Source organism: Achromobacter sp. 1011791174, assembly GCF_059760925.1.
The window spans coordinates 1-12808 of the sequence record NZ_JCBANH010000059.1 but is presented as its reverse complement, the minus strand read 5'-3'; the positions used below and the strand labels follow the sequence as shown (position 1 = coordinate 12808).

The following is a 12808-nucleotide window of genomic DNA, read 5'->3' as shown; positions in this document are numbered from 1 at the left end:
CCAGTTCGGGTTCCGGGCGGGCAAACACGACAGGAGATATCGCAGGCGAGCGGCCCGAGTCATACCGGGCGCGCGTCATCCGGTCCCCAACCTGAGTCCGTTTCCATGCCCGGCCACACCCGCACTCCCTCCCGCATCCGCAACCGCTCCGTCGCCAGCCTCAAGGGTCGGCGGGCGCCGCGCCGCACGCCGCTGGCGACCGCGCTGGCCTCGCTCGCGCTCGTCGGCGCGGGCGCCGCCCATGCCCAGCCCGCCGCGTTCAGCAGCGGCTGGTTCGCGGCCAAGGGCGCGGCGCAGGCCAACACGGCGGTCACGGGCCGCCTGCCCAACGGGCAACCGGCGCTGGGGCTGCCGGACGGCGCGCGCCAGTCGCAGGCCGCGCGCGAGCAGCTGCAACGCTCGGTGGGCAACCTGGGGCGCACCGCCGCGTCGATCGCCGCGCAGCAGGCGGCCCAGCGCGCGGCCCGCGACGCCGCGCCGGCCACGGGCGGCGCGGCGCCGGACGGCCTGGCGGAGGGCGGTCTCAAGGTGGACGCCAATCCCCTGACCGCCGGCTGGCGCAACGCCAGGGCGCCGGTGCAGACCGCCGCCAACGGCCGCGTCAACGTCGCCATCGAGCAGACCGGCGAGAAGGCCATCCTGAATTGGGAGACCTTCAACGTCGGCCGCAACACCACGGTGCAATTCCGCCAGGATCCGAACTGGGCGGTGCTGAACCGCGTCAACGATCCGAAGGCGCGCCCCTCGCAGATCCAAGGCCAGATCAAGGCCGACGGCACGGTGATGATCGTCAACCGCAACGGCGTGGTGTTCGACGGCGGCGCGCAGGTGAACGTGCGCAACCTGGTGGCCGCGGCCACGCGTCTCAGCGACGAGCAGTTCCAGAACAACGGCCTGTACAGCGCGGACGGCAAGACGCCCGGTTTCACCGATGCGCTGGGCAAGATCGAGCTGCGTCCGGGCGCGGTCATGGAGACCAGCCGTCCTTCGACCGTGACCCAGTCCGGCGGCTACGTCCTGCTGCTGGGCCGCGAGGTCGACAATGCCGGCACCATCACCACGCCCAAGGGCCAGGCGGCGCTGGCGGCCGGCGACAATTTCGTGATCAAGCGCGGCCAGGGCACCGAGGGCAACGTCGCCTCGACCACGCGCGGCAATGAAGTGACGGCCTCGGGCGTAGGCACGGTGCGCAATCGCGGCCTGATCCTGTCGCCGCTGGGCGACATCACGCTGGCCGCGCGCCAGGTCGAGCAGGCCGGCGTGCTGGCCTCGACCACCTCGGTGGACGCGCGCGGCACCATCCATCTGAACGGCGTGGGCGCCGACGGCGCGGTGACGCTGCGTTCCGGCTCGACCACCGCCATCCTGGTGGACCTGGACGGCGCCACCGCGCTGGACGGCCAGCGCGACGCCCTGATGCCCGCCAGCCTGGCCACCGGCCAGACGCTGGGGCAGACCGACCCGTACCGCCGCGACCTGTCGCTGGTGCAGGTGGAGAGCGGCGGCACGGTCGACTTCCAGGGCGATTCGCTGACGCTGGCGACCGGCGGGCAGGTCGGGGTCAAGGCCGGCAAGCGCACGTTGGTGCGCGACGGCGCGCAGATCGACGTGAGCGGCGCCATCGGCGTGGCCGTGTCGATGGAATCGAACAATCTCAAGATCAACGTCCAGGGCAACGAGCAGCGCGACGCGCCGATGAACCGCGACAGCGGCAAGCTCAACAACGGTGATATCTGGCTGGACCGGCGCGAGCTGATCCGCGTCGCCAGCGGCAGCGGCGGTTATGACGGCGACCGCTGGTACAGCGGCGGCGGCCTGCTGGAAGTCGGCGGCTACCTGGGCACCATGGGCGTGCCGGTCAGCCACTGGCTGGCGCAGGGCGGCCAGGTGCGCTTCGAGGGCGCCGAGGTGGTGACGCAGAAGGGCTCCGGCATCAACCTGTCGGGCGGCACGCTGGACGTGCGCGCCGGCACCTTGCAGCAGACCTGGCTGCGCGGCGCGGACGGTCGCCTGTACGTGGCGGACAAGGCTCCGGGCGACGTGCTCTACACCGGCGTCTACCAAGGCTACGAACAGCGTTCCGCGCGCTGGGGCGAAAAGGCCACGCGCCGCTTCTACAACCCGCTGCTGGCGCCGCGCACCCGCTACGAGGACGGCTACACGGTCGGCCGCGACGCCGGCACGCTGCTCATCTCGACCCGCAGCGCCGTGCTGGAAGGCGATCTGGTCGGCGACACCTACCAGGGCACGCGCCAGGACCGCGCGCCGCAGTCCGGGCTGGACGGCTACAGCCAGTCGCAGCGCGCCGCCGCGCGCCGCGCCGGCCTGGTGGTCGGCAACGATGTGCGCTACTACGACACGGCCTCGCGCCAGATCTATTCCCAGCTGGGCGCCACCGGCGACACGGTGGCCGAAGTGGTGCTGGGCGCGGGGCGCGAGCGGGTGGCCGACGGCCTGGACCTGGGCGCCGCCTTGCCGCAGGAAAACAAGGGCAAGCTGTTCCTGGACGCGAACCAGCTCAACGGCTTCTCGCTGGGCCGGCTGCGCGTCGCGGCCGGACGTTCCATCACCGTCGATGCGGCCTTGCGCGGCGCCGATGGCGGCGAAATCACGCTGTATGCGCCGGATGTGGACATCAAGGCCAATCTGACCAGCCGTGGCGGCCTGATCCAGGCCGGCAACGTGCTGTATCAACCGTCGTTCCTGGCCGTGCGGCTCGAGGACTCGGCGCTGGCCCCGGCCGCCAACCAGCAGGCGCGGCTGCACGTCGCGGGCGGCGTGATGCTGGACGCGCGCGGCGTCTGGGCCAATCTGCTGCGGGACGCCGACGGCCTGGCCGGCCTGCCGGTGCGCGACGGCGGCCGCATCGCGCTGCGCGGCACCGGTGACGTGGCCGTGGACGCGGGCAGCGTGCTGGACGTGACCGCCGGCGCCTCGCTGTTGTCCGATGGCAAGCTGCAAGGCGGCAAGGGCGGCAACGTGACGCTGGCCTCGCATGTGCTGGGCCAGATTCCTTCCAACGGCGGTTTGCTGTCCTTCGCGGGCGAGGTGCGCGGCTACGGCGTCACGGGCGGCGGCACGCTGTCCGTGGCCAGCGGCGGCAAGATCGTGCTGGGCGGCCCCGTGGATGCGCAGGACGTCACCACGCTGCGGCTGGACCCGTTATTGTTCAGCACCGGCTTCGGCAAGTACGAGATCAACGGCTACAAGGGCCTGACCGTCGCGGACGGCGCGCAGATCGACGTGCTCATGCCGGTGCTGCGGCTGGAAGGCGGCGCCGCGCAGGCGCCCGGATCGGGCGCCCCGCCCGCCGACGTCCTGACGCGCTGGACGCCGGCGCTGTACACCGAGGACGCGCTGCGCGGCACGCTGACGCAACGCGCCGGCGCCGACCTGGCGCTGTACTCGGACCGGGCCGCGCAAGGCGGCCCCATCGTGGTGGGCGAGGGCGCGCGCGTCAGCGTCGATCCCGGCCGCTCGATCCAGATCCGGGGCGCCGACCAGATCACCGTGCTGGGCCGTCTCGATGCCTGGGGCGGCCGCATTTCCATCCAGGAGCCGCGCCAGGGCGAGCAGCCCTATGTGCCCAAGGCCAATCCCCGTTCGGTCTGGATCGGCGAGCAGGCGGTGCTGGACACCGCCGGCCGCAGCCATGTGGCGACCGACGCCAGGGGTCGGCGCTATGGCACGGTGCAGGCCGGCGGCGCCATCGAGATCGGCGGCACGCTGAACTGGGAGGCCGATGTCGATACGCGCACCCGTCCCATCGACCGCCACGTCATCCTGCGTCCCGGCTCGCTGCTGGACGCGTCCGGCACGCAGGCCGTGCTGGACCTGCCGGGACGCGGCGCGACGCTGGTCGGCTCGGACGGCGGCAGCATCGTGCTGGCCTCGGCCAACAGCCTGCATCTGGACGGCGCGCTGCGCGCGGCGGCCGGTTCGGCGCAGGCGGCCGGCGGCACGTTGGGCATTGCGTTCGGCGGTGCCTTCTACCAGCGCAACCTGTCGCCGGAACAGGCGGTGCTGCAGGAGCGCCGGCTGGTGCTGACGCAGCGCCAGGGCGAGAGCCGGCTGGCCGCCGGCCTGCGGCCGGGCCAGGCCAGCGCCGAGCTGGTCTACGGCACGGGCCGCCTGGGCGTGGACCGCGTCGAGGCGGGCGGCTTCGACAACCTGGCGCTCGATGCCAGCGTGTTCGCCGACGGCAACGTGACGCTGGCCATGCGCCAGAGCCTGCGCCTGTCGGGGGTGCTGACGCTGCGCGCCGACGCGCCGGCGGCCAGCGTGGTGGACCTGCGCGCGCCCTACCTGCTGTTCAATCAGTCGCGCTATGTGGGGCTGCAGGGCGCCGATTTCTTCGTGCAACTCGGACCCGAGCCGCTGAAGTACTTCCACAACGGCAACCGGCTGAACGTGTCGGCGAATCTGGTGGATGTGCGCGGCCTGCGCGACCTGATCGGCTTTGACGACGTGCGCTTCGACGTCCAGGGCGACCTGCGCATGGGCAGCCCGGGCTTTGTCGACCGCAGCATCCGCACCAAGCTGGCGGCGCCCGACCGCATGACGCTGAGCGCCGCGCAGATCTACCCGACCACCCGGGGCGGCGGCATCATCGCCGCGGGCGAGTACGTGGCAAAGGGGCCGCAGGGAGACATTTACAGCTACAACCCCAAGGCGGTCCTGACGATCCAGCGCGCCTCCGGCGATCTGCCCGCGGTGCCGTATGCCGCGTTCGGCGGGCTGACGCTCATGGCGCCGCTGATCGAACAGGGCGGCGTGCTGCGCGCGCCGCTGGGCAGCATCGTCTTCGAAAGCAACCCGCAGGCGCCGGGCACGGTACGGTTCCTGCCGGGCAGCCTGACCTCCGTCAGCGGCGCGGGGCTGCTCATGCCCTATGGCGGCACCGTGGATGGGGTGAAGTACCTCTACGCCGGCAACGAGGTGAAGCCGGACGCCACCGGTTCCTCCGGCTACGACGGCCGCAAGATCGAGATCCAGGGCAAGGCGGTCGAGGTGGCCGAGGGCGCCGTGCTGGATGTGTCCGGCGGCGGCGAACTGAGCGGCGGCGCCTTCGTGCGCGGACGCGGCGGCTCGGTGGACGTGCTGCGTTACGCCATGGCCGACGCCAATCCGGGATTCGGCTTCAGCCGTTCGGGCAACGCCGTCTATGCCATCGTGCCGGGCTTTGCCGGCAACCAGGCGCCGATCGCGGCCGACGCGGGCGCGGGCAGTCCGGCGGTGGGCCGGCAGGTGACCATCGGCGCCGGCGTGCCGGGCCTGCCGGCCGGCACCTATACGCTGTTGCCCTCGACCTATGCGCTGTTGCCGGGCGCGTTCCGCGTCGAGCTGGGCGCGCAGGGCGCCTATGACGCGTCCGCCGTGGCGCGCACGCGCGGCGGCTCCTGGGTCGGCAGCGGCTGGCTGGGCACGGCCGGCACCGCGCAGCGGGCGGCGCTGCCGACCAGCCTGCTGTTCACGCCGGGCGACGTGCTGCGGCGCCATGCGCAATACAACGAGACCTCCTACAACGCCTTCCTCCTGGCGGACGCGGCGCGCAAGGGCACCCAGCGCGGCCTGATGACCGTCGACGCCCGCGCGCTGCAGCTGACCCTGGACGAGGGCGCGGGCATGGGCCGGCAGCCGGCGCTGTCGTTCAAGGGCCTGGCGCGCTTCGGCGTGCCGAAGGACAGCGGCGGATACGCGGGCAGCCTGGTCGTCAACGGGCCGGCCCAGGGGCTTGAGATCCTGGCGGCGGGACAGGCGCCCATCCTCGGGCCCAAGGCCGCGGCGATCCAGGCCTCGGATCTGAACGCGCTGTCCGCCGGCGCGATGTTCCTGGGCGGCACGCCAGGCCGGGGCGTGTACGACTCGGGCCAGATGGACGTGTACGCCAAGAACACGCAACTGCTGGTGCGCAGCGGCGCCGTGCTGTCGGCGCCCGAGATTTTCCTGTACGCGGCCTCCGGCGGGCGCGGCATCGTGGTCGAGCAGGGCGCGACGCTGTCCACGCTCGGGCGCGGCGCGGCGGCGCTGGACGCGCGCACGGGCACGTACTACGCGCTGACCTCGGGCGCCTTGCTGGCCGTATCGAACGGGCTGGTGAACCTGATGGCGCCCAAGGGCGGCGCCGGCACCGCCATCGACGTGGGCGGCTGCGTCGCGGCCTGCGGCGGCGCGTCCCTGCTGCTGTCCGAAGGGTCCATCGGCGCGGCCACCAGCGGCGGCTTCACCTGGCGCGACACGGTGCAGTACGGCACGCGCAACCTGGCGCTGAGCGTATCGGCCGTCAACCTGGGCAGCGCCCAGGCCTTGCAGCAGGCCGGCGCGGCGGGCCACCTGCCGCCGGGCCTGGAGATGAACCAGGACGTGCTGGCCACGCTGCTGCGTGGCAATACGGCGCTGGGCGCGCCGGCGCTCGAGAGCCTGATCCTGAACGCGAACGAATCGATCAACGTGTACGGCGCGGTGGCGCTGGACGCGCGCGGCGCGGGCGGACGCTCGCTGCAGCGTCTGGTGCTGGGCGCGCCGGCCATCTACGGCTATGGCGCGGCGGGCGACACGGCCACCATCGCCGCCGGCGAGTTCATCTGGGCGGGCGCGATCACCGCGGACCGCAACGGCATCAACGTCGGCGCCACCAAGCCGCAGGCGCCTGGCGGCGCCATGCTGGACCAGCTCGGACACGGCAAGCTGAACGTCGTGGCCGACACGATCCGGCTGGAGTCCTCGCCGTATCAGCTGCCGAACGATCTGGTGACGGCCGAGCGCCTGCTGCTGGGCTTTTCCTCCGTGACCCTGGACGCCGCCAGGATGATCTCCGGCCGGGCCCGGGGCGGACTGTCGGTCTATCACGAACAGGACGGCTACAACGCACAGGACGGCTGGCGCTATCGCGGCGGCGACCTGCTGATCCGCACGCCGCTCCTGACCGGCGAGGCCGGTTCGGTGATGACGGTCAAGGCAGGCGGCGCGCTGTCCGTCGCCGGCACCGGCGCGGCCGCGGCCGCGCGCGACGCGCTGGGCGCCACCATCAACCTGACCGGCCGCAGCGTGTCGCTGGACACGACGGTGGCGCTGCCTTCGGGCAAGCTGTCGATCAAGGCCGACGACAACATCGCGCTGGGCGCGGGTTCGCGCATCGACCTGGCCGGCCGCGAGGTGCGCCTGTTCGACCAGCTGCGCTACAGCTGGGGCGGCGACCTGGAACTGCAGAGCATGGCCGGCGATATCACGCAGGCCAAGGGCGCGCTCATCGACGTGTCGGCGCGCAACAACCGCGCCGGCCGCGTGCAGGCCATCGCGCTGGGCGTCTCGGCGGGCCGCATCGACCTGGGCGGCACCTTGCGCGCCACGGCCTCCGGCCGCTATGACGCGGGCGGCACGCTGGTGCCGTATGAAGGCGGCGAGGCCGTGCTGCGCGCGCAGGCGCTGGCCGACTTCGGCGAGCTGAACGCCCGCCTGACCGAAGGCGGATTCTTCGGCGCGCGCCGCTTCCAGATCAAGCGCGGCGACCTGACGGTCGGCGACGAGCTGCGGGCCCGCAACGTCGAGCTGGTGGTCGACGGCGGCAGCCTCACCGTCAACGGCCGCATCGACGCCAGCGGTCCGCAGGTCGGCAGCATCCGCCTGGCGGCCATGGGCGACCTGGTCATCAACGGCGCGCTCGACGCGCATTCGACCACGCTGCGCGTGGACAGCTACGGCAAGATCATCGACAGCGCCAACCGCGCCATCGTCGACCTGACCTCGCGCACCGGCACGCTGTCGCTGGGCGCCGGCGCCCAGGTGGACCTGCGCGGCACGCGGGACCTGACCGCGCGCCGCCGGGGCGGCGGCGCCGAGCGCGGCGCGATCGCCGGCTCGGGCAACGGCGCCAGCGACGTGGCCGTGTCGGTCGCGGGCACTCCGCTGATCCAGGGCGCCAAGACGGTGGCGGTGAACGCCTTCCGCCGCTACGATGACGCGCCGCTGGCCGCCGCGCCGGACGTCACCGGCAAGCGCCCGCAGGAAATCACGCAAGGCTATCTGGACGGCATCGACGGCGAGAACCAGACCTACATGAACGCCGCGCTGGCCAACCCGGCGGTGGCCGCGCGCCTGGCCGGCCTGGGCGCGTACAAGCTGCGTCCGGGCGTGGAAGTCGTCAGCGCCACGCCGGACGGCGACCTGACCGTGTCCGGCGACATCGACCTGTCCAACTACCGCTACGGCCCGGGCGCCGACCGCCTCACGCCCGCGCGGCGCGGCTATGGCGAACCCGGCGTGCTGGTGCTGCGCGCCGGCGGCAACCTGAATATCTACGGCAGCATCAACGACGGCTTCGGGCCGCCGCCGGAGTCGCCGGACGACGCCGGCTGGCAGCTGGTCCAGGGCCGTCTCGGCTCGCAGGGCATCACGGCTTTTGGCGGCGACCTGGTGGTGCCGATCGGCGGTGTCAAGCTGGAGGCCGGCACGATGTTCCCCACCGGCAGCAAGCTGAACTACGACCTGCCGGTCGCGCCCGTCACGCTGCCCGCCGGCACCGTGCTGCCCGTGGCGATGACGCTGGACGCGGCCCTGTCGCTGCCGGCCGGGCTGGTGCTGACCGGCGACGTCACGGCCGCCGACGGCCGCGTGCTGCGCGCCGGCACCGTGCTGGCCGGCGAGCTCAAGCTCGCGCCGGGCGCGCAACTGGGCGCCGGTTTCGTCCTGCGCGGCGAGGCCGCCGTGCGCGCCTTCACCTGGCCCAAGGGCGTGCCGCTGCCGGCCGACTTGAAGGCCAGTGCGCAGATCACGCTGGCGCAGGGCTCGCTGATCCCGTCGCAGACCAAGCTGGTGCTGCTGGGCGGCAAGCCGGTGGACCTGCGGCCCAAGGGGCCGGACGGCAAGCAGGGCCGCAACTGGGCGCTGGCGCCCATGCTGGGCGCGGGCGCCAGCGCCTGGACGCTGACCGCGGTGGCCGGCGCCGACCTGGGCTCGGCCGACGTGCGCACGCGCAACGTCCTGAGCAAGGGCGATCTGGTGATGTCCGACACGCACTATGGCCTGGCGGGCCGGGGAACCGAGACCTCCAAGACCATCTTTGTCGGCGTGATGGTGCTGACGCCGCTGGGGGCCGAGGAACTGATCGGAGATCCCTCGCTGGCTGGCAAGCCGATCAAGCCGATCGCCGACGAATGGCAGCTGGACTGGGAAACGATGTGTTCCTGGGGCGCCTATTGCGAACCGGAACCGCGCAGGGTGACGGCCGCCGGATCGCAGCAATGGGCGGGCAACGCCAGCTGGGTCGGCAAGACGGTGCAGGAAATGGCCGCCGCGCTCAACCAGACCGAGGACGCCATCTGCGCCAACGCCGCCCACTGCGAGGGCGGCGGCACCTCGGAAACCATCATCACCCGCACCTACAAGTACGTCTTCGGCTCGCCCTTGTTCAGCGTGCTGCGCACCGGCGCCGGCGACCTGTCGCTGTTGGCCGGGCGCGACGTGGGCATGGCCTCGCTGTATGGCGTGTACACCGCCGGCACGCCCACCTCGCTGGGCGCGGCCGACGCGCGCTTCAACCTGGCGCGCGGCTATGACGGCAAGACCGGCGTGCTGGGCTTGATGCAGCTGGACGGCAAGTACGACGCCGCCATGGCGTCTTACCGGGCCTGGTATCCCGACCACGGCGGCAACCTGCTGGTCGATGCCGCGCGCGACGTATACGGCGATGCCATGGGAGCCGCGGCCAATAGCGGCGTCGAGGTCGACTGGACCAGCAGCCTGGCGCGCTATTCCAGCACGATGACCGGCGCCTGGCTGTGGCGCCAGGGCAGCATCGGCACGCCGGGCGTGGCCGATATCGCGCCCAGCTGGTGGATCAATTTCGGCGCCTACACGGTCGATTCCCCCTACGGCGCCGGCTACAAGGAACCGAGGGTGGTGGGCTTCACCGGCTTCGGCACGCTGGGCGGCGGCAACGTCAGCATCGCCGCCGGCGACGCGGCGCTCTATGTCAATGGCATGGCGGCGCGCTCGCAAGGGCTGACGGCGGTGGTCGCCAGCACCGGCCGTCTGCTGGATGGCAACCTGGTGCTGACCGGCGGCGGCGATCTGGACCTGCGCATCGGCGGCAGCCTCAATCCCACGCTGAGCGCCACCCAGCTGCAGGCGATCGGGCCGTCGCACACGGGCGGCTCCGACAACCTGGACCTGAACGGCGTGCTCGGCAACCTGCGCGGCCGGATCAGCCTGTCGGCCGGACAGATGGGCGGCATGGACCTGCGCTACGGCGACGGCTCGGGATTGCGCGCTCCGGATCCGTATGCCGTGGCCGGGGGCCGGGTCATGGGCGGGCCGCGCCTGGTGCTGGGCGACGCCGTGGCCTGGATCGACACGCGCGCCGACCTGGTGCTGGGCGGCGTCAGCGACCCCGGCCGCGTCACACAGGTCAATTCCAGTCCCTACCAGATGATCGGCGCGGCGAATCCGGTCGTCGGCGGCGGCAACGGCTGGTTCACGCTGTGGACGCCGTCCACCGCGATCAATCTGTTCTCGGCCGGCGGCAACCTCACCCCGATGACCGTCAGCAACAGCCGGTTCCTGGGAGAAGAACTGTCCTCCGATGTCACGCGAGTGTCGGCGGACGGCCGACGCTATTTCGTGTATCCGTCCATCGTGCGCGCCGTGGCGGCCGGCGGCAACATCGTGTTGGCCGACAATGCCGCGGGCTACGACAACCCGGTGCTGCTGCTGGCGCCGTCGGCGGGCGGCCAGCTCGAGATGCTGGCGGGCCGCTCCATCCTGGCCAATGGCGCCCATGCCGTGTCGATGTCGGCGGCCGATGCGCCGCTGCCCACGCCCTGGCGTCCGGCCTTCAGCGCCTTCGAGGTCTCGAACGGCAATCCCATCCTGACCAATACCAGCAAGGATGGCGTGGAGCCTGGGTCGCTGGGGTACAACAAGCCGCTGTTCGTCTTCGGGCCGGCTTCGCCCACGAACCGCGCGCTGCACGCGGGCGATGACACCGTCGCCAGGTTCTACGCGGTCACGGGCGACATCCTCGGCCTGAAGAGCGGCGCGGTGGTCGACATGAGCAATACCGGCCGCAGCACGGACACCTGGTACGAGGCCGCCGTGCCGGTATCGGTGCGGGCGGGCCGCGACATCATGCGCCTGAATGTCACCGCGCTGCACAACAATGCGCGCGACCTGTCGCTGATCGAGGCCGGCCGCGACATCATCTACGCCAATGCGCAGGTGGCGGGCCCCGGCACGCTGCTGATGCAGGCGGCGCGCCAGGTGCGCCAGGACGACGCGGCCAGCGTGCGCAGCCTGGGCGCCATCGTGCGCGGCGACAACCGGCTTGGCGCGGACATCGCTGTGCTGGCCGGCGTGGGCGCGGCGGGACCGGACTACGCGGGCCTGCTGGCGCGCTATCTGGATCCGACCCGCGCGCTGGCCGCCGGCGAAACGCTGGGCGCGAATCCGGATCGCGTGGTGCGGTCCTACGGCGGCGAAATGACGCTGGCGAACTGGCTGCGCCTGCACTTCGGCTATCAGGGCGACGAGCAGGGCGCGCAGGGCGAGCTGGCGCGGCAGCAGGCGAAGGTGGACGCCCAGGCCGCCGCCGACGCCTCGCGCAAGCGCCGCGATCTGTCGCAGGACTATCGCCAGGAAAGCGAGCTGCACCTGGTGAACTGGCTGCGCAAGCAGCATGGCTACGAGGGCGGCCAGGACGGCGCGGCCGCGGCCTTCGCGGCGCTGGCGCCGGCGGAGCGCGGCATCTATGCGCGCCAGCTGTTCTTCGCCGAGCTGAAGGAAGGCGGCCGCGAGTACAACGAGGAAGGCGGCCCGCGCTTCGGCAGCTACCTGCGCGGACGCCGCGCCATCGCGGCGCTGTTCCCCGAGAGCGATGCCGCCGGTGGTCCGATCCGCTACGAGGGCAGCTTCACGATGTACGGCGGCGCGGGACTGCGCAGCAGTTTCGGCGGCAACATCCAGCTGCTGACACCGGGCGGCCAGCAGGTGCTGGGCGTGGAAGGCGTGGCCCCGCCGGCCAGCGCCGGCGTGGTGACGCAGGGCCAGGGCAACATCCAGCTCTATGCGCAGGGCAGCGTGCTGCTGGGCCAGAGCCGCATCATGACCACTTTCGGCGGTCACATCCAGGCGTGGTCCGCGAACGGCGACATCAACGCCGGGCGCGGCGCCAAGACCACGGTGCTGTACACGCCGCCGCGCCGCGTCTACGACGCCTTCGGCAACGTGACGCTGTCGCCCACCGTGCCGTCCACCGGCGCCGGCATCGGCACGCTGGCGCCGATTCCCGAGGTGCCGGCGGGCGACGTGGACCTGATCGCGCCGCTGGGCACCATCGACGCCGGCGAGGCCGGCATCCGGGTGTCGGGCAACGTCAACATCGCGGCGCTGCACGTGGTGAACGCGGCCAACATCCAGGTGCAGGGCGAGAGCAAGGGCATCCCGGTGACGGCCTCGGTCAACACCGGCGCCCTGTCCAGCGCCAGCGCGGCGGCCTCCACGGCCACGGCGGCGGCGCAGGACGTGATGCAGCGCGACCGCGCCGCCTCGCGCCAGAATCTGCCGTCGATCATCTCGGTGCAGATCCTGGGCTATGGCGACGAGCAGCTGCCGGCCGGCCGCGCGCCGGCCAGCCCCAGCGTCGACGCCGGCAAGCAGGCGCCGATCTATCGGGCCGACAGCGTGTTCCAGATGGTCGGCGACGGCCCGCTGACGCCGGTGCAGCAGGCCGCGCTGACGCCGGCCGAGCGGCGCAACTGGCAGCCGTGATCATGGCCGCCATCACCGAGGCCCGCCCGGCGGAAATCCGGGCGGG

The 12808-nt window shown here is 72.4% G+C and carries 1 protein-coding gene; it reads left to right on the top strand.

Going from position 1 to position 12808, the window contains the following annotated elements:
- Positions 1 to 105: 105 nt before the first annotated feature.
- Positions 106 to 12762, top strand: a complete 12657-nt coding sequence (locus AC6LJ5_RS19345; RefSeq protein ID WP_498141329.1) for a filamentous hemagglutinin family protein — start codon at positions 106 to 108, stop codon at positions 12760 to 12762.
- Positions 12763 to 12808 lie beyond the last annotated feature (46 nt).

Coding starts and splice junctions, on each gene's coding strand:
- AC6LJ5_RS19345 (WP_498141329.1), top strand. CDS start 106: ATGCCCGGCCACACCCGCACTCCCTCCCGCATCCGCAACCGCTCCGTC.